General features: G+C 41.1%; 19 protein-coding genes and 3 pseudogenes. 10 read left to right on the top strand and 12 right to left on the bottom strand.

Annotated elements, in window-relative coordinates; all coding sequences use genetic code 11:
* Positions 1 to 44 precede the first annotated feature (44 nt).
* Both CDG62_RS11035 and CDG62_RS11030 read right to left on the bottom strand, forming a co-directional pair.
* Positions 45 to 566, bottom strand: a pseudogene (locus CDG62_RS11035) (transposase).
* Between the two features lie 99 nt (positions 567 to 665).
* Complete coding sequence (locus CDG62_RS11030) at positions 666 to 1,487, bottom strand: alpha/beta fold hydrolase (RefSeq protein WP_087527457.1); 822 nt, start codon at positions 1,485 to 1,487, stop codon at positions 666 to 668.
* Positions 1,488 to 2,028: 541 nt separating this feature from the next.
* Here CDG62_RS11030 and CDG62_RS11025 point away from each other — a divergent pair.
* The 4 genes from CDG62_RS11025 (at position 2,029) to CDG62_RS11010 (ending at position 8,669) form a co-directional block, all read left to right on the top strand.
* A complete protein-coding gene (locus CDG62_RS11025) occupies positions 2,029 to 2,823 on the top strand; it encodes an SDR family oxidoreductase (RefSeq protein WP_228254444.1) in 795 nt (264 codons plus the stop codon).
* A gap of 48 nt (positions 2,824 to 2,871) precedes the next feature.
* On the top strand, positions 2,872 to 4,677 hold the full coding sequence (locus tag CDG62_RS11020; RefSeq protein ID WP_087527456.1) for a flavin-containing monooxygenase: 1,806 nt from the start codon (positions 2,872 to 2,874) through the stop codon (positions 4,675 to 4,677).
* A 185-nt stretch (positions 4,678 to 4,862) separates the two neighbouring features.
* Positions 4,863 to 5,801: an SMP-30/gluconolactonase/LRE family protein gene (locus tag CDG62_RS11015; protein WP_087527455.1), complete on the top strand. Its 939-nt coding sequence runs from the start codon at positions 4,863 to 4,865 to the stop codon at positions 5,799 to 5,801.
* A gap of 174 nt (positions 5,802 to 5,975) precedes the next feature.
* A complete protein-coding gene (locus tag CDG62_RS11010) occupies positions 5,976 to 8,669 on the top strand; it encodes a LuxR C-terminal-related transcriptional regulator (protein ID WP_087527454.1) in 2,694 nt (897 codons plus the stop codon).
* A 642-nt stretch (positions 8,670 to 9,311) separates the two neighbouring features.
* On the opposite strand, the pseudogene CDG62_RS11005 reads toward CDG62_RS11010, so the two are convergent.
* Positions 9,312 to 9,737: pseudogene (locus tag CDG62_RS11005) on the bottom strand (OmpA family protein); the annotation flags it as partial.
* Between CDG62_RS11005 and CDG62_RS11000 the strand changes: the two are divergent.
* Positions 9,731 to 9,943, top strand: a pseudogene (locus CDG62_RS11000) (M15 family metallopeptidase); the annotation flags it as partial. The pseudogenes CDG62_RS11005 and CDG62_RS11000 overlap by 7 nt on opposite strands.
* Here CDG62_RS11000 and CDG62_RS10995 read toward each other — a convergent pair.
* The 8 genes from CDG62_RS10995 to CDG62_RS10960 form a co-directional block, all read right to left on the bottom strand.
* Complete coding sequence (locus CDG62_RS10995) at positions 9,944 to 10,717, bottom strand: alpha/beta fold hydrolase (protein WP_087527453.1); 774 nt, start codon at positions 10,715 to 10,717, stop codon at positions 9,944 to 9,946. It lies immediately after the preceding pseudogene.
* A 213-nt stretch (positions 10,718 to 10,930) separates the two neighbouring features.
* Positions 10,931 to 11,800: an MBL fold metallo-hydrolase gene (locus tag CDG62_RS10990; protein WP_087527452.1), complete on the bottom strand. Its 870-nt coding sequence runs from the start codon at positions 11,798 to 11,800 to the stop codon at positions 10,931 to 10,933.
* Positions 11,801 to 11,805: 5 nt separating this feature from the next.
* Positions 11,806 to 12,219: a DUF6691 family protein gene (locus CDG62_RS10985; protein ID WP_087527451.1), complete on the bottom strand. Its 414-nt coding sequence runs from the start codon at positions 12,217 to 12,219 to the stop codon at positions 11,806 to 11,808.
* A 1-nt stretch (position 12,220) separates the two neighbouring features.
* The gene (locus tag CDG62_RS10980; RefSeq protein WP_087527450.1) at positions 12,221 to 12,637 is read right to left on the bottom strand and encodes a YeeE/YedE family protein; all 417 of its coding nucleotides are present in this window, start codon (positions 12,635 to 12,637) and stop codon (positions 12,221 to 12,223) included.
* 473 nt (positions 12,638 to 13,110) lie between these two features.
* A complete protein-coding gene (locus CDG62_RS10975) occupies positions 13,111 to 13,836 on the bottom strand; it encodes a zeta toxin (RefSeq protein WP_087527449.1) in 726 nt (241 codons plus the stop codon).
* 33 nt (positions 13,837 to 13,869) lie between these two features.
* Positions 13,870 to 14,121 carry a hypothetical protein gene (locus CDG62_RS10970; RefSeq protein WP_087527448.1) on the bottom strand — a complete coding sequence of 84 codons (252 nt, stop codon included), beginning with the start codon at positions 14,119 to 14,121 and terminating at the stop codon, positions 13,870 to 13,872.
* 151 nt (positions 14,122 to 14,272) lie between these two features.
* Complete coding sequence (locus CDG62_RS10965) at positions 14,273 to 14,662, bottom strand: hypothetical protein (protein WP_087527447.1); 390 nt, start codon at positions 14,660 to 14,662, stop codon at positions 14,273 to 14,275.
* 3 nt (positions 14,663 to 14,665) lie between these two features.
* Positions 14,666 to 15,034, bottom strand: coding sequence for a hypothetical protein (locus tag CDG62_RS10960; RefSeq protein WP_004979554.1), 369 nt, complete (start codon positions 15,032 to 15,034; stop codon positions 14,666 to 14,668).
* 185 nt (positions 15,035 to 15,219) lie between these two features.
* On the opposite strand from CDG62_RS10960, the gene CDG62_RS10955 reads away from it, so the two are divergent.
* The 5 genes from CDG62_RS10955 (at position 15,220) to CDG62_RS10935 (ending at position 19,371) form a co-directional block, all read left to right on the top strand.
* The gene (locus CDG62_RS10955) at positions 15,220 to 16,164 is read left to right on the top strand and encodes an ABC transporter permease (RefSeq protein ID WP_087527446.1); all 945 of its coding nucleotides are present in this window, start codon (positions 15,220 to 15,222) and stop codon (positions 16,162 to 16,164) included.
* Positions 16,164 to 17,060 carry an ABC transporter ATP-binding protein gene (locus CDG62_RS10950; protein ID WP_087527445.1) on the top strand — a complete coding sequence of 299 codons (897 nt, stop codon included), beginning with the start codon at positions 16,164 to 16,166 and terminating at the stop codon, positions 17,058 to 17,060. Before CDG62_RS10955 ends, CDG62_RS10950 begins: the two co-directional genes overlap by 1 nt.
* A gap of 72 nt (positions 17,061 to 17,132) precedes the next feature.
* On the top strand, positions 17,133 to 18,143 hold the full coding sequence (locus CDG62_RS10945) for an isopenicillin N synthase family dioxygenase (RefSeq protein ID WP_087527444.1): 1,011 nt from the start codon (positions 17,133 to 17,135) through the stop codon (positions 18,141 to 18,143).
* A complete protein-coding gene (locus tag CDG62_RS10940) occupies positions 18,140 to 19,024 on the top strand; it encodes a hypothetical protein (RefSeq protein WP_087527443.1) in 885 nt (294 codons plus the stop codon). Before CDG62_RS10945 ends, CDG62_RS10940 begins: the two co-directional genes overlap by 4 nt.
* Before the next feature lie 17 nt (positions 19,025 to 19,041).
* Positions 19,042 to 19,371: a DMT family transporter gene (locus CDG62_RS10935; protein WP_087527442.1), complete on the top strand. Its 330-nt coding sequence runs from the start codon at positions 19,042 to 19,044 to the stop codon at positions 19,369 to 19,371.
* A 113-nt stretch (positions 19,372 to 19,484) separates the two neighbouring features.
* Here CDG62_RS10935 and CDG62_RS10930 read toward each other — a convergent pair whose 3' ends face one another.
* A complete protein-coding gene (locus CDG62_RS10930) occupies positions 19,485 to 20,507 on the bottom strand; it encodes an ABC transporter substrate-binding protein (RefSeq protein ID WP_087527441.1) in 1,023 nt (340 codons plus the stop codon).
* Positions 20,508 to 20,513: the final 6 nt, after the last annotated feature.

Genomic DNA, 20,513 nt, shown 5'->3' with positions numbered 1-20,513 from the left:
TTAAAGATAGAGCTTTCCTAAGTTTTTCAAATTTAAGTGATAACCTAAGTGTGGGTTCGGCCTAATTCTTTAAATTTATTTAACACGACTATACGTACATGGATTTCATTGACCTGACTGTCAAAACTCCTTGCACTGAGTTTATCGCTTAATCACTTGATGTAATTCATCCAAGTTCTGACCAAACTACAATTTATTATTCTCTAAAGTTCCTAATTTCTTATCTTTCCATGGCCTTGCATTTTTTCTTGGAGGAAGTCATGTTTCATGCTTTTTTGATAGCTGATCGCAATATCAATCTGTTTTGTCATCTGCAAAGGATGGAATAAGCTGTAGCACAAAGCCTGTGAGCATATGCAAAGAAAGTCGTAGATAGATTCGATCATCAAACAGCACTGAATTGCTGTATAAGAATAGGGTTAATTTCTTGCATGCTTAGCTTGTAGCTGAGTCTACCATTGAGTCTGAGGATCGAACCAAATTGAAATATTTCCTCGCTTGATTAGAGCTTGGTTAAACGAGGACCAATTCGTTGTACGATAAATTTTGGATGCAGGCTTCTTCATTTGGAAATTATATACTGAAGAAGCCTTTAAGAATAACTTTGTGCAACAAAGCCTTTCTTTATTGAAAATGGAGAGTATTTTGTAAAGTTAGATGAGACTTTAACTAGCTATCGATGTATCAGTAACACTACTTTGCAATTCAGACAAACTTGCAAGAAAGCCACGAATCGCCGCATTGACTTCAGTTGCATGTGTCATATTAGCAGCATGTCCAGCTCCTTTAATAATCTCTAGACGTGCATTAGGTAGAGCATCGTAAGTGGCTTGTACACGATCTAATGAAACGGCTACATCGCAGTCACCATATACAATTAACGCTGGCATATTCAGTTGATTTAGTTGGTCAATGATCTGATCTCGTGCACCCAGTGTATGGAATATCTGCAAGAGATTGCTCGGGTTAATCTTCTTCCACTTCTTGATCCAAGGAGCACCATCAAAGCCTGGCCCCCCAATAATGTGGCAAAGAGTAGCGGCAGTTTCTGCTGACAAGCCATTGCTTGCCCAGTTCTCGATTAAAGCTTGATAGCCCGGCATCAGTTCTGGGTCTTCTACACCAGCTTGTGAATCTAGAAGCACAAATGCACGTACCATATCAGGATGCTTAAGCGCTGCACGCAGTGATAGAAAACCACCTTGTGACATGCCCAAAAATACAGCCTGTTCGACCCCTAAATACTCTAACAGTGCGACAGCATCATTAGCCGAATCATAATAGCTAAAAGGTGCTGTAGCATCTCCTGTAAGTCCATGCCCACGCTCATCCCAACAGATACAGCGGTAATCACTAGAAAACTCTGAGACTTGGGCTTCGAACATGCTGTGATCCATGAGTAAGCCGTGTGAAAAAATTAGGACGGGTTTATTACCACCTGTATCGGTGTAATGCAGAGTCTGTCCATTGACGTGCACGATAGGCATGTTGTTCTCCCTTATAGGATAAATACTGAATTTTAGTTTGCAAGGGCACTAACCAGATACATCCAACCACATATATGGGGTTGGGTTTGCGATAAGTCCTTGCTACTTGGCGTCCCAGAACATCAAGTCACCAAACGTTGAACTATTTTTAACAGTTAAGTATCTAAAAGGGCACCTAACATAAGTTAGGTTAGATTATTCAGATAGGTTGCAAACTCTGTACCTTGGTCAATTTAAACTTAATTTTAGAGATATTATATTTCGCCTATTTGCGGCCTTACCTTGCTAAAAGAGTGATAAGTCATGGAAAATATATTTGAAAAAAATGGATAACAGATGACTGCTTAAATCATCTTTATTCCCTTTAATAAAATGGATCTTGTAGTGTTTTGTCCCGTCATCAAAACCTAACTTTTAATAGGCGACGTATTTGGTCGTTTATTCGATTATGTCTAAAGACCTGACCGAACCGATACAATTTCGATAATCGGTTCTTGCAAACCAAAGCTCAGGAACAATAGGAATAATGGAGAGATTTAACATGGACGAAAGAATGATCAAGTCTGAACGTGCATTCGGAAAAGTTGTATTGGTTACTGGTGGTGGTAGCGGAATTGGCAGACAAACAGCTCTACTCTTTTCAAGAGAAGGTGCAAAGGTCGTTGTGGCTGATATCAGTGTTGCTGGTGGTGAAGAAACGGTAAACATGATTCGCGGTGAAGGTGGCGAAGCTACTTTCATTAAAACAGATGTGACCAAAGCGGCTGATGTAGAAGCTATGGTGAATAAAACTGTAGAAACCTATGGTCGTCTTGATTGTGCTTATAACAATGCAGGCATTATTGAAGCGCCAGGTGTTTTTGGTAGCGCAGTTCATGACTATCCTGAAGATGCTTGGGATCGCATCCTAAACATTAATCTTAAGAGTGTTTGGCTCTGTCTTAAATATGAATGTGCACAAATGCTTAAACAGGGTAGTGGATCTATTGTAAATACCTCTTCTATGTGGGGGTTGGTTGGTACTGCTGGAGCATGTGGCTATGTTGCAAGTAAACATGCCGTTGTTGGTCTAACGCGTGCTGCGGCACTGGAATACGCAAAGTTGGGAATTCGTATCAACTCAGTAAACCCTGGTACGATCCATACACCTTTGGCAGGTACATTGGCTGCCGCAGTTCCACAAGAAGCCGTAGATGCGTTGACTTCAGCCCACCCAGTAGGTCGTTTAGGTCAGCCGGAAGAAGTTGCTGAGGCTGTGGTATGGTTGTGCTCAGATGCTGCATCCTTTGTGAATGGTCATACTCTATCTGTTGATGGCGGTTTTGTCGCGCAGTAATTGCGCGGTCATTTCTTTAAATACAAGAATTACAAGGCTGAATTAAACATGACGAATCAACCATTATACGACGCAGCAGCGTTAAAGAAGAAATATCAGGAAGAAAAGAACAAACGACTAGAACGTGGCAACCGTAGCACACTAAATCCAGTTGGTCAGTTCCACGAATTTGATCAAGATCCATTTGCGGGTCCAGCACCTGTCCGTGATGCTATCTGCGAAGATGTTGATATGCTCGTAACAGGTGGTGGTATGGGCGGTTTGCTTGCATCTGTCTTTGCTAAAAAATATGGAATTACCAATATTCGTATTATTGAAGAAGCGGGTGATTTTGGCGGTGCGTGGTACTGGAACCGTTATCCTGGTGTACGTTGTGATGTTGAATCATATATTTACCTGCCATTTCTTGAAGATGTCGGTACGGTGCCACCTGAACGTTATTCGAGTGGTCCAGAAATTTTTAAACATTGCCAAGCAATTGGTCGTCACTTTGGGTTGTATGAAAATAGTGTATTCCAGACCAAAATCAGCTCTGCTGAATGGGATGAAGCATCTGCACGCTGGATTGTGAAAACTAATCGTGGTGATGAATTCCGAGCGCGTTTTATGGCTGGTACCAGCGGTTTTCTGCACACTCCGAAATACCCAAATATTCCTGGCTTGAATACATTTAAAGGTAAGATGTTCCATCCAAGCCGTTGGGATTATGACTATACTGGTGGTACGCCAGAGGGTGATTTAGTGGGTCTAGCTGGCAAGCGCGTTGCGTTGATTGGTAATGGTGCTACAGGCATTCAGATTCTACCGCACCTTGCTAAAACTGCAGAGAAAGCTTATCTCGTACAGCGTACACCGGGGGCTGTTGATGCTCGTAACAACCAACCAACAGATGTGGAGTGGTTCAAGAATCAGGCGCCAGGTTGGCAGCTACATCGTCAAGGTAATTTCACGGATATCATCGCTGGAACACCAGTTCAAGATGAAATCAACGACTGCTGGACCCGTGCTGCCAAGAAATTGTTCGAGATTACCAGTCAAGCTGAATTGGAAAATTTCGCTGCTGTATACCAACAGCATGATTTTGAACTGATGGAGCGGTTGCGTAGTCGTATTGATGAGGTGGTACAGGATGAGAAAACGGCTGCCCAGCTTAAACCTTGGTACAACCTGTTCTGTAAGCGCCCACTTTACTCAGATGACTATTTAGAAGCTTTTAACATGCCTTCTGTGTCGTTATTAGATACTGATGGTCGTGGTGTAGACGCGATTGATGAAACGGGCATCATTGTGAATGGCCAGCATTATGAAGTTGACTGCATTATCATGGCCTCTGGCTTCCAATATGGTGCTTACGGTCCAGATACTGCAACGTATCCAATTATTGGTAAGAATGGTCGTCGTATGGCGGATGAATGGGCGCAAGGGTTCAAGTCGGTGCATGGTTTGTGGATGGAAGGTTTCCCGAACTTCCAATTCGTAGGTAACTTATTCCAAGCTGCTGCTTCGTTCAACTATATGCATATCGCGCAGGAACAAGCAGAGCATGCCGCCGATTTGTTCTCTACCGCACTACGTAATGGCGAGGATGTGGTTGAAGTAACTGAAACTGCCGTTAAAAATTGGTCTGCAAAGATGGCATCTAAAGCATCTAGTCAAGAATTTTTTGACGAATGCACCCCGGGTTATTTCAATAATGAAGGGGATACTTCACAAATCCCATTCTACCAACGTGCTTATGGTGGTGGGGTAAGAGAGTATTTTTCTCTTATTCGCGATTGGCGTGCGAGCGCTAAAGAGGATGAGTTGGTGTTTCGCAAACTCGATAATATTGGGTCTAAGCAATCCGTCGCTTAAATTCAAAAGTATGGAGGCAGGGCTGATCAGTCCTGCCTCTTTATGTTGCAGTCCTCAATCTTATTCCTCGTCAATTTACTCATTGGAAATATTGTCAGATAGACCAACAAGTTGGATCGAAGTTGTTTAATTCTGTTTGGACTACATTCAAGGAATATAAAAATAACCGTTGCAAGGAGCATCAAATGAGTCAATCTTGGTCGAATTTTCGTCTACGCAAAGAAGATTTTAGCAGTGTTGGGCAAGGTCTCACTCGTCCAGAATGTGTAATGTGCTACGAAGATGGTATTTGGGTATCAGACAGCCGAACAGGTGGTGTTGCACGTGTTGAGCTTGATGGACCTAATCCACTTGGTGCAGGTTTGCGTGTTTCAAATGGGTTTTCCCGTCGAAAAGATGGCACCTTTGTTATTGTGGGGCTTGAAGATCATGCAATTTCTGAAATATCCCCTGATGGTGTGACCCGTAAGCTAATCGACGATGTAGATGGGCAGTCACTTGGTGTGGTGAATTATCCTTATCTTGATGCTCAAGGGCGGATTTGGGTATCTGTCATGACAAATCGAGAGCGTTGGTGTGATGCATTTAATGCGGGGCCTGAAGGTTCTATTCTGTTAATTAAAAATGGTAGGGCGAAAGTTGTTGCAGATGGGTTGCATATGACAAATGAGGTTAAGGTGAGTCCTGATGGGCAATACCTTTACGCTTCAGAAAGCCTTGGGAGTCGTATCGTACGCTTTCCTATAAATGATGATAGTTCACTAGGACCTCGTGAATTGGTCGGTCCTGAGTGCCTGGGTTACGGTGCTTTTCCAGATGGTTTTACCTTCGATTCTCAAGGTAACGTTTGGGTCACACTGGTCGCACGTAATGCGATTATCGTGATTGACCGTGAAGGCAATGTACATACATTGTTTGAAGAAGTGAATGAAGAGGCTTTGAAAAATATGGTGGAAGCCATTGCTGCAGGTACTGCGACGCGAGAAATGATGGCAGCTTGTTGTGGTTCTACGCTTAAGTTGCCTTCCAGTTTGGCATTTGGTGGTGAAGATGGGCGTACCGTATATATTGGTTCAGTGGCAGGTACATCTTTAATGAGTTTCCGTAGTCCTGTTGCTGGTTGAATGGATTCTGACACAATCGGTTTGTAAGCTAGCTTGTACTGATTAGAATGATCGAATCCGTAGCTATTGATCTAAAAGATATGAACGCATGGTTCTCAGTTCAGGCGAAAGTAGGGGGTGTACAGCAATGCGTTTGAGATAGAATGAAGTATAAAGGAATATTCGAGAATAATTATGACAAAAGCAACTCTGATTACGGGGGTGCTAGAATCCAAACTCTACGCAGGCGTTGGTGCTGCTAAGGTCGTTGAGCGTCCGCAGTTATTACCACCAGAAGGATTGCTTGGTGGTGCGGTCAGGGTGGTCTGTATTAGTGCTCCCGCAGGGTATGGAAAATCGACTCTCATGAGTGGTTGGCATCGTCAGTTGCTGCAACGGAGTATTCAATGTGCATGGCTTTCAGTCGATACAGATGATGATAACCCAATACGTCTGATGCGGCATGTGATTGCTGCATTTCAGGGAGTTGATTCTGCAGTAGGGGAAGTAGCACTCGAAGAATTAGCAGCAGATTGTGCCGATGATGCGCGGGCAGCACTTGAATCATTGGCCCACGATTTGAGTCAGCGTAGTGATCGCATAGTTTTATTTATCGATGACCTACAAAGTATTAGCTCTGAGCATTCATTGAGTATTATCAATTGGCTACTCAACCATTCGCCACCAAATTATCAATATGTGATCGGTGCACGCGCAATTACTCACTTACGCCTTAGTACACTACGAGTGAATGGCCGACTGCTAGAGTTGACGACACAGGATTTGCGATTTTCCCGAGATGAGGCTGCTCGTTTTATTCAGGATCGTATTCCCTATTCACTTCAACCTGCCATGGTTGAGCAGTTAGTACAGAAGGTTGAAGGTTGGCCCGCGGCTCTCGAACTTGCGACCCTTGCATTACGTTCAGGTGATGACAGTGAACGGGTCATCGAACAATTCTCTGGGAGTGATCTGAATGTCGTCGACTATCTAAGTGAAGTGGTGCTTGATCGACTAGATGCACATTCACGTCGATTTCTACTGCATATTTCTTTGTTTGATCGGATCAGCGTATCACTCGCCATGGAAGTGACCGGTGAACGAAATGCACATGAACGGTTGAGTGACATTTATCGTGCAAACCTCTTTCTTATCCCTTTAGATCAAAATGCCAAATGGTATCGTTTCCATCCCATTGCAGCAGATTTTCTTCGTCAGCGTTTTAGACGTGATTTTGGTAACCCATCACCTGTGGTATGCAGTGGAGCACATTGGCTGTATCAGCAGGGTCAACTGGAAACTGCAATTAATGCGGTATTGGAAGTGCAAGATTGGGATATGGCAGCCAGATGGATTGCTGATTCGGTTGAAGCACTGGTATACCGCTCTGGTTATCACCACACCATTCTACGCTGGATGGAGCAACTGCCTGAGGAATGGGTCGATCGCTATCCAACAATCCGATTTCATTATGCGATTGCACTATCACTTTCTCCCTACCAACAAGAGAGCGATGCACAGTTACATTATCTCGAGCAACTTTGCGAACGGTTAAGTGAGAACACAGCACACGATAACCAGTTGATAGATCAGATTACAAGAGATGTGGCTTTACAAAAGGCAATGTCTGCGGCACTGAGAGATGATGGAAAGATGGCAGGAGAAGCGGCTGGAGTTTGGTTGGAACGCTGGCCCGATGCACCATTGACTAGAAGTGGTGCGGCAGCACTAGTCCGTGCATACAGTTTTATGATGGCAAGTGAAATTAAGCATGGACATCAATGGAATGATACTGCCAAAGGGTGGATGCATAAGGTCGATAATTGGTATGGACTTGCTTGGACGCAGTACACTGAGGCTTTACTGCATATAAATTCTGGTGATTATTTAGCAGCAAGACATGCGTCAGAGGAAGGACAGGAATTACTGCGCAGACATCTGGATGGTCATCCACGGCATATGGCTATGCTGCATTCTGTACTGGCTGCTGTTGCTTATGAGTTTGATGAATTGGAGCAAGCTCGCGGGCATCTGGAAATTTGCATGTCACGAGTGGGTGAGTCAGGGCCTTGTGACTCCTTATTGTTAAGCTTTCTTACTGCGGCCAGGGTTGAGCGATTGTTAAATGGGGAAGCTGCAGGGCTAGATATCTTACATAAAGGGCAAAGCTTAAGCGAGCGTCGGGGGTTACAACGTGCCACGCTCTCACTTGTAGCTGAAGAATGTCAATGGCACTGTCGAGCTGGACATTTTGAAGAAGCACTTCGTGTTGCTCGGCATTTTAAGGTTAATCTACAGAATACTCCTGTTGAGGAACTGACCCTATTGGCAAAATTGAGTTATATGTTACATACCCAACCAGATGAAGTATTACATGCCCTACAAACACCTCTGGCAAATAGTCTGGAACAGGGGCTGTATCATCGTTGGGTACAATACATGCTGTTAAAAGCAATGGCTCAGCAAAAAATTGGCAAACAATCAGCTGCATTAGGGTCATTGCTTGATGCTTTGAAGGTGGCATCCCAACGAAACTACTTTAGAGTAATCATAGATGGGGAGGGGAAACTCACGGATCTATTAGAACTTATTGATCTATCGATGTTAGGTGATCAAGAGTCTGTAGGTCTAATCAAACGCTTGCTCGATGCAATGGGAGGTCAAGCTACTCCTCAGCAGGATTCTCAGCCATTGACAGAGCCATTATCGAAGCGGGAACTGGATATTCTCAAACGTTTGGAGTCAGGTTTAAGCAATAAAGAGTTATCTGGGACAATTTTTATTTCTGAAGGCACGCTCAAATGGCATCTACACAATATTTACAGCAAGCTTGGAGCAAAAAACCGTACAGGTGCGTTAACTAAGGCACGTAGTCTAAGGCTGATCTGAGATGAAAATGGTTACTTCTGGTTAGCGGGTTGCAAAAAGAATTAATTGTTCTTGCGGGTTGTAACAATTGCTCACGTAGCATTTCAGCCAAGTTGCCTAACGTATTCGCATGAACGAAATTGTGTAATAAACTTGGGTTTTAAGTTAATACTTTAATTTTTTAGCAATTATGTGATTTAGCTGAGAAATAATTATATTTAATTGTTGTTTGCGCAAAATCACATTTCTAGTCTCAACAAAAATAAGCAGATTTAAAAAAGTCAGCTATGACAGATCAAAGGGCGTTTTAACCAAGGCTGATTATGTGTACATGCGTGATCTACTGGAGAACGTGCTTGAACAACTGCAAAATTCAGAATTAGACAACGATAGAGAAATAGATCAGCTCAAACAGTTTTTTATAAAACTCGATCATCACATTGATAGGTTTCGCGCGTAGATTTCGGCATAACGTATATTATGTTCATTAGCGTACTCGGCATTGTGAATATAATTTTACTTAGATTCACAATGTCGAGCTGTAGCACCAACTGAGGTTGCGTAGGCTACAGTCTTGGATATGATATTTAACATAATATACATTATACGAAATCAAGGTTATTTATAAAGTCATATCATTAATTGTAGCTTTTTATAAATAACTTAGATTACGTCAAATTCAATTCGACGGTTTTTTTTACGACCATCTGCAGTTGCGTTATCAGCAACAGGTTTGTTCGAGCCCAGTCCTTCAACACTTAAACGTTCTGCGGAAATACTTTTATTGATCAAATAGTTTTTTACAGTAACAGCTCGTTCTTTACTTAAAACAAGATTCTTTGCAGCGTCACCTGAGCTGTCTGTGTGTCCAATAATTTTAACTTTCTTCCCTCCAACCTTATTTAGTGCCACCGCCATTTCATCTAAGATCTGAGTCCCACTCGCAGCCAAAACTGCACTGCCAGATTCAAATTCTATGATTCTGTTTTTAAGCGCCGCATCTATAATTTGCTGTTCGGCCTGATTGACAGAAAGCTGCGCATTTAAACGATATGGTGGCGTTACTAGACTTTGGAATAAGTTTGTTGTTAGCTGAACGAGACCCTTGGGCGATGCGTGGCTATAAACTCTATGGCGAAGTTGCAGAATCTGTCGGTTTAACTTGGGGCGGGCGTTGGAAGTCGATCCAAGACTATGGTCATACTGAATATCGAATGCCAAATTTAAAGAAAACTGCTGAAATGGCTGAAAAGCTGACCTCTGAAGGACAACTCTCAGCTGCAAATTTTAATTAATCAGGTTGAAGAAGCGCTCAAATATTGAGTGATGATTTGCAAAACTTGTACAGTTTTCTCGGCATGTAACCAATGTCCTGCATCTGCAACTGTTTGAATTTGGGCTTGAGAAAACTGTGATTGAATAGTCGCTATATATTCTGGCTTTTCTACATAAGGTGAGTTTCCACCACGTATAAATAGTGTAGGCTTATGCCATGTTTCTATCTTCTCCCATGACAGAATTTGGGCATAGTTCTGATACAGTGCATCCACATTAAACAACCACTTTCCTTTACTAAAAGATTTCAGAAGAAACTGAATAACCATTTCTTCTTTGAGATATTCACGCATGATTTCTATAGCTTGTTGACGTGTTTCAATATTTGCTTTTTGTACGGCAAAGAGCGCTTTAAAAATCTGCTCATGATGATTTTCTTTATAAGCAATAGGCGTAATATCGAATACCACCAATTGATCTAGTCGATCTCTTGCGAGTTCTGTCACTTTCATCACCAGCTTTCCCCCCATAGAATGCCCGATTAAAGAAAAGTGTTCGATGTTGAGTTCATCTAAAGTTTCAATTAGATCGGCTGCCATGACCTCATAATTCATCACATTTGAGTGTGCAGATAGTCCATGATTACGTACATCTACCTGTAATACATGGTGGCTTGAATAAAACTCCCGTGCCAACATCCCTAAATTGCTTAAACTCCCAAATAAACCGTGAACAAAGACTAGTGTTTTTGCCACTGGTTGCTTATTTTGATGAAATTGATAATTGAGAATCATATAAAACTTACTGTATTTGATTTCTATAGATATTGAATTTTTAATGTGAATAAATCAAATGACTTTTTGCGTTTCATTAAAAATTGCTTAGGCTATTTTGAATTAGATATTTGCTTAGGCTAAATTTAAAAAAATCGTGTACATGTATTGTGACTAATATCAGCTTAAATTTTGGAAATAATTCAAAGTTTTGGGGTTTGCTATATTTCAGCTCTAAAAAAAATTTAACGGAAGCTTTAAATAGGAAATACCATTTTCTTCAGGTTGCGGAAATTTTCCTGCAAACATATTGATTTGAATGGCGGGTAAGATCAATTTTGGCATACTTAAAGTTGCATCACGGTGGTTTCGCATTTCGATAAAATCGGCTTTTTGTGTCTCGCTATCAATATGAATATTTTCATGCTTTTGCGAATAAACCGATGTTTCATATTGGTATTGATCACGACTTTCAGGTAAATAGTCATGGCATAAGAACATTCGCATTTCATCTGGTAATGTGTACAATCTCTTCACCGAGTCAAATAAAGCCGCTGCACTCCCCTTTGGGAAATCACAACGTGCTGTTCCATAGTCAGGCATAAACAAAGTATCCCCCACGAAAACAGTATCACCAATGACATAACTGAGACATGCGGGCGTATGCCCTGGTGTAGGAATATTATAAGCTTCTATGTTGCCTATCAAAAATGTCTCATGATCTGCAAAAAGATAATCAAATGACTGCATAGCGTTTAAACTTTTAATATCTAAGTGATAAATCTCACCAAAAATTTGTTGGACGATTTCAATTTTATGACTAATCGCAATTTTTCCACCTAGTTTTTGCTTTAAGTACTGTGCAGCACTTAAATGATCTGCATGGACATGTGTTTCCAATATCCAATCAACGCTTAGGCTATTTTCTTGAATATAAGTAATGATTAAATCGGCCTGCTCTGTTTTGGTCGTTGCGGATGCTGCATCATAATCCAGCACACTATCAATCACGGCGCAGCGCTGAGTTTCTGGATCACTCACCACATAACTAAAAGTGTTAGTTGCAGTGTCAAAAAAGGCTTTGACTTGAGCAGTTTGCATCATGATATTTACTCCATCACTTTACGGTGTAGCAACACGCCGATGAACATCGCAATTACAAAATAGATCGCTTGATAATACCCCAGCCCAATCAAAGTGAAACTCGGTGCAGGACAAATTCCTGCAATTCCCCAACCTATACCAAATAGCAGACTGCCGAGGATCAATTTTCGGTCGATTTTGGTATTTTTAGGAAGTTGTATGACTTCACCATAAAAGGTTTGTGGATGTGACTGACGTACAGCGTTCTGAAAAGGAATAAATGCAACTGCAATTGCACCCATCATCACAAAAGCTAGGCTGGCATCCCACTGCCCGAAAATATCTAAAAAGCCAATCACCTTCGCAGGATTCGACATTCCTGAAAGCATGAGACCAATTGAAAATAATCCACCCCAAATGAACGCCCAAACATTTTTCATTTTAGATTGCTCCAAGCATATGACGGACGACATATACGGTGATAAAACCTGCGGACATAAAACTCATCGTAGCGATGATTGAACGTTTGGATAAACGACTGATACCACAAATACCATGCCCGCTGGTACAACCCGAGCCTAAACGAGTGCCAAAACCTACCAATACGCCTGCAATAATTAACATGAAAGGTGTCGCTTCCATATGAATATCAGGTTGAACAAAAGCTGCGTATATAAACGGAATTATAAACAGGCCCAATAAAAACCATAGTGCAGGCGTATTTATGATCCCTTTTAAGTTTAAAACTTGAGAGACAAGACCACTGATTCCTGCAATTCGTCCATTGGTATATAAATATCCAACGGCGGAGATGCCGAGTAATATTCCACCGATAAAAGACCACGCAAAATCATGCATTGGTAAGTCACCTAAAACAATATATGTTTTTATAATATATTTAATTGCAAAATAATCAAGCCCCTTTGTATCTATCGATGTTATGTACGTCTATGAAAACGGATTAGGGGCCATTTCATCTAGCTTTAGAAATTTGAATGGGCACTACCTGTTCGCTCTCGACGCTTTTAGTCTTTTAGGTAACACCTTAAAGTATTTCTTTTACATAGTTATTCTTCACAATAACGTAAAAAGCTTAAATATATCCTCGAAGTATTTTGTATTCAGCCATTTTTTAGATTAGAAATACTTAACTTATATCGTTTTATTTCATGATAATTTTCATTTAAAGAAACTGAATAGAGTTAGGGGTACATCTCTACATCATGGTCATTATCCTAGGCTTATAAAACACATTCACGGCGTTTGAATATGTTTTTATACAGGCAGACACATGAAAAAAGATAAAATAATCTACTCCTTTTCTGAGCAGTTTATTGAAATTCTGATAATACCCGTTCTGCAAACCATCTTGGGAGCTTAGACACGGCGGCATTCATCTTTAAGGTTTCAGCGACTTCAATTTCAGCAAGAAAAGACGCTTGTATACCGTCAGAAGAGTTATCAAACAAGTAAGCACGATCGCAACACTCTATGGCTTGCATGAGCAGATCCATACTTCTGTAATAACGCTCGATAATTTTCTGCTCTGGAACAGGATGGCCGCCCACACTGACACGATACTTAACCCGAGCAATATTGATTTGTGGGTCTACTGTTGAGACATAATATAGATAGGTTTTATAACCCTGACGTTTCGCTTCTCGGAGAAACTCAACTTTGGAGATATGCGACATCACCGTCTCAAAAGTAAAACTGACTTTTAAGCGCAGAAACTCAAGCCGGATATAATCAATAATGCGTGCACAGAGATAAGAATCAATTTCTTCAGTTTTAAACTCGATCTTCCATTCATCCAGCGTAATAGGATCATGTGCAAGCAAAGGCACAAACTGCCCTGCTTGAGGACGTTTCTTACTTTTTAAAAAAGTGACTAACTCTGAAGTTTTTAAGGAAGGATGATAGGGCAATAAATCAAGGCGTTGGGTTTGTCTTAAGTTTTGTTCCAGTTCATCTGCATTTAAATATGCCCCAATATGTTGGGGCAAAAGGTAATCTTTAACAGTGCTTTTACCAGAACCATTCGGCCCTGCAAACATTCTTATTCTAGGTTGTCGAGGTGGCATATCAATCTATACGGTCGCGTGTTTCTTTTTACGTGTCAAAGTCGGTAAAATGCCTACATCGACATAAGCATTACTTAAGTCCTGTAAAACAGTTTCATTACCATGAATATCGCGTTCAACCAACTGTTCAGCTTTTGCATAAACCACAGACGAACGCGTAGTTGCTTTTTGAAAAGCATCATGAAAAGCATGAATGGCAAGCTTAGGAATCATATCATCCTCATATTTGCCTACTTTAATGTCGGTATAAGCTGCCATACACCAACTCCTACTCAAATGATGGTTGATTTTTATTTATCTTAACACAATCGAGGACTTTGTCTATTTATACAGCATCCTGAAACAATAAGTTAGATCTTAATATCTACACTCATTTCATGCTGTATTATTCGGTTACTTTACTGTTTACTCATTTCGTATCTTCAACATTTAAAGCTTTCGCCGTTGGGCAGAAGGCACTTTCATTCATACCAGCATCAGTCAAGCTTTTTTCTTGCTGATCAAGATAACGGTTGGCCACCATCAGCATCACTGAAGCGGTACTTAATTCAATATTGGCCTTGGAAAGCGCAGCAATTTGATGATATGCATCCATACGCTGACAAAATGCAGTTTTCATTTCTGTTGCTGTCGCTGGATTATCCTTTGCATCTAAAACGGTTTTGGTTGAATTCACCGTTGCGGTATATTCTGCCATCTTCTGATCATACTGCGCCTGAGTTAACTTCGTTGTTTCTGCATAACTCAGGGTTGATAAAAATAACGAAAGGCAAAGCAACGTCCATGTCTGTTTTTTCATGTCTTAAGACTCATCGCCTTCTTTCCATACGTCTTCATAGTCATCGCCATCAATCATAAAGCGATAACCTTCACTTAAAGCCAAATATGGAAGTACATCGGGTAAGATATCTTGTAGCTCACGTACAGTCATGGTTGTGAAAAAGTCTTGTCCTTCACCCAATTCACCACCGTAAATAAACCAAGCGACATTCTCTTCAGTTTCTGGTTTTTTACGTAAACCTACAATGGGTTCTTGATTTAAAGTCTGCACAGCAACAGCAACGACATCATCACCTTTTACTTCAACATAAGCCGAATCAAATTCTTCACACAGTAGTTTTTGTTCTGCAATCAGTTCATTCAGTGCAGATTGTTGTGACTTTTGTGCCATGTGATGCTGCCCCTTTTGAGCGTCAATCTATCGATAGCGCATTTTAAAACATATTTAAGCCAAAGGCTTTTTTTATTTAAACAATTAGCACTTATGCGAACACTCAATACCACTACAAGTTTGGCATTCATTTTGCTTAACAGTATTACGTTTTATAAAAAAAGTAATATCGGGGCTAAGCAACTATGGGTTATGTCGCGCGAGAACTCAGTCCTCAAAGCAAAGTATTGCTGGGCTTTGGATCATTTTTAATACCAATCCTCATTTGGTGTGCTGTGAGTTATTTACCATTTATTTGGCATCCTCAGGTACAAATCACAAACTCTGGCAGTGTCTCTTTTTTACAAGTCGGTAGCCGTGTAGACAAAAGTGTGTTCTATGCAGAAGCACAAAATGCAGTTGATCATGACTTGGCTGTTCCTCAAGGTAAACTGGTTAACCCAATCTACTTACCAGCCCCACATGAGGTGGTGAAAGCTTTAGTGACATCTTTTACGACGGCTCCAGCACAGGCTGATGCGCCATGGTTACATCAAAGCCTGTGGCACAGTATCAAAATTGTATTTAGTGCTTTCTTTATAGCATCACTCGTTGGTATTCCATTGGGGATTTTATGTGGTTTTTCCAACAAAATTTCCCAGCTCACTGAACCTTTTGTTGAGTTCTTTCGCTACCTACCTGCGCCTGCCTTTGGTGCACTGGCTGTTGCCATATTAGGCATTAATGATGCGCCAAAGATTGCCATCATCGTGATTGGAACGCTGTTTCAGCAAATTCTGATTATTGCTAATACCACACGTATGGTTGACCGAGGACTGATTGAAGCGGGTTATACCCTAGGGACGAATAAAGTAAAAAGTCTGTTTCATGTGGTCATTCCAGCGGCATTACCCGATATTTACCGAGATTTACGCGTTTTACTAGGCTGGGCTTGGACCTACTTGATTGTCTCTGAACTGATTGGCACCACCACAGGGATCACTTGGTTTATTACCCAGCAAGCTCGCTACCAGAACTTTGACAATGTCTATGCTGCGATTTTGATTATTGGCGTGATTGGCTTGGTCTGTGATGTGATTTTAATGAAATTCGGACAACTTCTCTTTAAATGGAAAGCGGGAGCAAAATAATGAAAACCACAGATATAAGAACGCCGGAGTTCAATGCTCGTCAGTATTTTGATCAAATTTATCAACGTCCTGTCATTTTAGAAGCTAAACAACTTAGTCAAGTTTTTCAGCATGGAAAAAAATCACGCACGATTTTAAATCAGCTCGATTTGAAAATTCATAAGCGGGAATTTATTTGTGTGATTGGGCCATCTGGTTGTGGAAAATCGACCTTTAGTCGTGTTGTTGCGGGTCTAGACCCATATAGCTCTGGTGAATTGCTAGTAGATGGACAGTCCATTTCAGGGCCTAGTCCAGAGCGAGGCATGGTATTTCAAGGCTATACCTTATTTCCTTGGAAATCGGTTAAAGAAAATGTGATGTTTGGTCCACTCATGAAGGGTGCAAGTCATGCCTCTGCCGAAGCGGCTGCACGAGAATGGATCAATATTATTGGTTTAGAGAAATATGAAAACCAATATCCACATCAACTCTCTGGCGGGATGAAGCAACGTGTTGCAATTGCCCGTGCTTTAGTCAATGAACCGAAAATTTTACTGATGGATGAACCTTTCGGTGCGCTTGACCCGCATACCCGTCAGAAAATGCAAAAACATCTAATGGATTTATGGCAAAATATTGATATAACTATCATTTTTGTAACCCATGATATGGATGAGGCTATTTTACTGGCTGATCGTATCGTCGCGCTTAAAGCCAATCCTGGAGAAATTAAAGAAATTATTGAAGTGGATTTACCCCGTCCACGAAACATTGAACTAATGTCTAGCCCTGCCTTTAAGCAACTTCGAGAGCGAGTCGATTTCTTAGTACATTCACAAGAAGAAGAAGTTGACCCAGCACTGGAGGATTTACCCAAAATTCCACGTATGACCCAAGTCAGTACGCACAAATAACTCATTGATCTAGCCTGAGGGACGGCCCTTAGGTTTTATGCACTGTTGGACGGCCAACGCGAGGATTTTACCATGCAAGATAAATATGCCCTTCCACTGGTGGATATAAGCCTTTTAAATAGCCCACATCTAGATGACCGTATGCAAGTTGCTCAAGCGCTTGATCGGGCCTGCAAAGAAGTTGGTTTTCTCTACCTCAAAGGTGATCAATTTCAACCTGCATTATTTGCACAGTTATGTGACATCGCGAAGCTCTATTTTGCCCAAGATGAAGCACTGAAAATGCAAAATTATATTGGCAAATCGGTGAATCATAGTGGCTATGTGCCTATAGGTGAAGAACAGTTTTCGAGTAACAGCTATGATTTAAAAGAATCTTATGATGTGAATTATGACTATCAAGGGTCTGCATTAAATTATCCCTTACTTGGCCCGACGCAATGGCCAACTGATCCAACATTTAAACGACATGTCTCACAGTACTATCAGCACTTAAAAGCAATTGGTCATCAACTGTTTCGCTGTTTTGCGCTGGCTTTAGAGCAAAAAGAAGACTTTTTTGATGTGCATATTCAACATGCACCTAGTCAGCTACGCCTCATTCACTATCCATATAATTCTCAAGCGATAGATGCAGAAGGCATCGGGGCACATACCGACTATGAGTGCTTTACTTTATTACTGCCAACAGCACCCGGTTTGCAAGTCCTGACGAAGCAAGGCGAATGGATTGATATTCCTCTGCTTGAAAATACATTAGTGATGAACATTGGCGACATGATGGAAATATTGTCGAATGGTAAATATTTGGCCACTAAGCATCGTGTCAAAAAAGTCCAACAAGAACGCTACTCCTTCCCTTTATTTTTTTCGTGTGACTATGACTATGTCATCCAACCGATTAGTACAAATGAGCCCCCTAAATATGCGCCACTGGCAGGCGGAGAACATTTGTTTAATCAAACGGCTCAAACCTTTCATTATTTAAAACAACGTGTAGCAAATGGTGAGTTGGTCTTAAAGAATGCTGTTCCGCTTTATTCTTTTGGTCTGACTGAATCACACATGGAGTACACACCATGAATTTATTCGAAACATTAAATCAACTAAAACCCATCATAGCGACCTCAGGCAGTGTGCCAACCTATTTAATGGGTGCATTTCGGCGTAAGAGTATTAGCTTCTACAATGGACTGACTGATGAAAATACGATTGTGTATTGGTTTCAGTCCAAGAGCTTCACCATTGACCTACGTCTCAAATCAGCGACAGATACACCTATCGTAGAGCGTCAAGCATGGGTCGGTCATACGTATTGGAATACACAAACAGCCTCACTGTCATGGGAGCTAAGTAGTAATTATCAGAACCATACCCAATGGCCTGAGCCAGCAACCCTGCATAACATTGGCAATTGTATTTTGGAGTTCTCTCCGAGTAATGCCTATGTGGAAGACTGGCGTCAACAAGCCTGTACGGGTTTATTTTTAGGACTACGCTTAGTCAACGCCGTACATGTTTCGACGCAGCAAGACATTTTACTCGATGGCGGTCTCATCATCTGCGGCAAGCATATGGCATATGCACAGTCACGTTTACCCCATATTCAACAGAATGTAGATGCATTAGGGGTTCTTTCTTATGTGGAGCAAAGTTCTTCTGACTTAAATCAAATTGAAAGCTATGAAGTATCAATTTCAACTCAGGATCAGCTCATTCAATATTCAAGTTGCACCCAAATGACTCAACAACAACTCATTCTAGATGGTTTTGAAGTCGTTGATGCCGAAACACTCATACAGCATAAATTGATCGCTGGCGAAGCATATCAGTTGAAGTTTGTCGTGGATGTGTATGAACCTGAGTACACTTTCCAAAATGTAACATCTACAACGGCGGACAGTCAGCATTGGCTGGAACAAGAACAACATCACCTCATGCATCATGCAACTGTAGTTGCGTAAGGGAGCTTTAATAAGTTATGGCTTTTCTCTATTTATTGATCGCCGTGATTGCAGAAGTCCTCGCGACTTCTGCATTAAAAGCGACCAATGGTTTCTCTGCACCTTTACCTGTAGTTTTAACTATTATAGGTTATGCAATTGCACTCTTTTTCTTAGGTCTAACGTTTAAATCCATCCCTATGGGGCTAGCTTACGCACTGTGGTCAGGTGCGGGCATTATTCTTATTTCAACAGTCGGTTGGATTTACTTTAAACAGCAGCTCGACTTTGCGGCGGTTGTTGGCTTAAGTTTTATGATTATCGGCATCGTGATTATTCATGTGTTTTCTAAAAGTACGCATTTATAAATACATGCCTTAAAATCTACTCTTTATTTAACATTAGATCTTTCTTTGCTTTTTAAACACACTCATACAAAAAAAAGCCCAAGTTAACTTGGGCTTTTAATTTCTATGAAGTCTTACTTTAACTCTTCAACTAAAGCTGGGTAAATTGCGCCATCAACATCCATTTCTGTTTTATAAATGCCATTTTCTACGTTGAATTTGTTTACGTGATAGCTTGAGCCATAAATCGAGTCAAAACCTGAACCTTTCTCAAAGACAGTTTTATTGGCTGCCAAATCGAGTAAATGCGTCCCGCCAATAAATTGTTCATACTGCTTCGGATCGACGCCAACACGGTTAGACATAATTTTCACGGCGTCGTCATGTGTTGCAGGGTCATTAATATATTTGACCGTTTTATCCCACACTTGGATCATCTTTTTCCAATCATCTTTATTGGCAGAAAGATGGCTCATATTCACGGTCAACGTGTCATAAATTAAACCTGGCTTATCTTTAGAACTATAAATAATTTTAGACCCTGCAACAGACTTCAATGCTTGATTGGCTACAGGTTGCCAGACCGCAATTGCAGCAATATCTGAACTGGCAAAAACTTGTGGAAGCTCATTGGTCATGGAGTTGACCAACTTAATATCACTGGTTTTAATTTTTGCATCTGTTAGTGCTGTACTTAGCAATAGATGGTCAACCAAGCCTTTTTCAGTTGCAATACTTTTGCCTTTTAAATCGGCAATGCTATTAATTCCATCTTTTGCGATAATTACGTCATTACCTGCAGAGTAGTCCGTCGCCATAATCATGACGCCTTGAGTGCCCCCAGAAGCTGTGACTAAATTATCCCCATTGGTCACCAGCACCGCATCTAACTGATTGGCTGCAAAAGCAGAAAGCGATGATGAATAATCAAACCATTTAAATTCAACATTCAGTCCCGCTTCTTTGAGCCAACCTTTTTCAATTGCCACCTGCCATGCAACAAAACCCGGCCAATCACTATAGCCAATCGTTATGGTTTTGGTGGCTGTGCTCTCAGATGCACTGTTTTTTGTTTCAGGAATTTTGGCGGTATTATCACAACCTGCCAATAAAATAGTCGAAACAATAGAGACTGATAAAAACGCTTTTTTAATCATGATGCA

Origin of the sequence: Acinetobacter sp. WCHA55 (assembly GCF_002165305.2) — a bacterium.
Lineage (GTDB): Bacteria > Pseudomonadota > Gammaproteobacteria > Pseudomonadales > Moraxellaceae > Acinetobacter.
Note: the sequence above shows the minus strand (reverse complement) of the source record. Positions and strands in the feature narration are given on the sequence as shown.

What these genes read in the sequence shown, in the direction of transcription:
- CDG62_RS11030 (WP_087527457.1), bottom strand. Translation starts at nt 1,487, where the DNA reads ATGCCTATCGTGCACGTCAATGGACAGACTCTGCATTACACCGATACA.
- CDG62_RS11025 (WP_228254444.1), top strand. Translation starts at nt 2,029, where the DNA reads ATGGACGAAAGAATGATCAAGTCTGAACGTGCATTCGGAAAAGTTGTA.
- CDG62_RS11020 (WP_087527456.1), top strand. Translation starts at nt 2,872, where the DNA reads ATGACGAATCAACCATTATACGACGCAGCAGCGTTAAAGAAGAAATAT.
- CDG62_RS11015 (WP_087527455.1), top strand. Translation starts at nt 4,863, where the DNA reads ATGAGTCAATCTTGGTCGAATTTTCGTCTACGCAAAGAAGATTTTAGC.
- CDG62_RS11010 (WP_087527454.1), top strand. Translation starts at nt 5,976, where the DNA reads ATGACAAAAGCAACTCTGATTACGGGGGTGCTAGAATCCAAACTCTAC.
- CDG62_RS10995 (WP_087527453.1), bottom strand. Translation starts at nt 10,717, where the DNA reads ATGATTCTCAATTATCAATTTCATCAAAATAAGCAACCAGTGGCAAAA.
- CDG62_RS10990 (WP_087527452.1), bottom strand. Translation starts at nt 11,800, where the DNA reads ATGATGCAAACTGCTCAAGTCAAAGCCTTTTTTGACACTGCAACTAAC.
- CDG62_RS10985 (WP_087527451.1), bottom strand. Translation starts at nt 12,219, where the DNA reads ATGAAAAATGTTTGGGCGTTCATTTGGGGTGGATTATTTTCAATTGGT.
- CDG62_RS10980 (WP_087527450.1), bottom strand. Translation starts at nt 12,637, where the DNA reads ATGCATGATTTTGCGTGGTCTTTTATCGGTGGAATATTACTCGGCATC.
- CDG62_RS10975 (WP_087527449.1), bottom strand. Translation starts at nt 13,836, where the DNA reads ATGTTTGCAGGGCCGAATGGTTCTGGTAAAAGCACTGTTAAAGATTAC.
- CDG62_RS10970 (WP_087527448.1), bottom strand. Translation starts at nt 14,121, where the DNA reads ATGGCAGCTTATACCGACATTAAAGTAGGCAAATATGAGGATGATATG.
- CDG62_RS10965 (WP_087527447.1), bottom strand. Translation starts at nt 14,662, where the DNA reads ATGAAAAAACAGACATGGACGTTGCTTTGCCTTTCGTTATTTTTATCA.
- CDG62_RS10960 (WP_004979554.1), bottom strand. Translation starts at nt 15,034, where the DNA reads ATGGCACAAAAGTCACAACAATCTGCACTGAATGAACTGATTGCAGAA.
- CDG62_RS10955 (WP_087527446.1), top strand. Translation starts at nt 15,220, where the DNA reads ATGGGTTATGTCGCGCGAGAACTCAGTCCTCAAAGCAAAGTATTGCTG.
- CDG62_RS10950 (WP_087527445.1), top strand. Translation starts at nt 16,164, where the DNA reads ATGAAAACCACAGATATAAGAACGCCGGAGTTCAATGCTCGTCAGTAT.
- CDG62_RS10945 (WP_087527444.1), top strand. Translation starts at nt 17,133, where the DNA reads ATGCAAGATAAATATGCCCTTCCACTGGTGGATATAAGCCTTTTAAAT.
- CDG62_RS10940 (WP_087527443.1), top strand. Translation starts at nt 18,140, where the DNA reads ATGAATTTATTCGAAACATTAAATCAACTAAAACCCATCATAGCGACC.
- CDG62_RS10935 (WP_087527442.1), top strand. Translation starts at nt 19,042, where the DNA reads ATGGCTTTTCTCTATTTATTGATCGCCGTGATTGCAGAAGTCCTCGCG.
- CDG62_RS10930 (WP_087527441.1), bottom strand. Translation starts at nt 20,507, where the DNA reads ATGATTAAAAAAGCGTTTTTATCAGTCTCTATTGTTTCGACTATTTTA.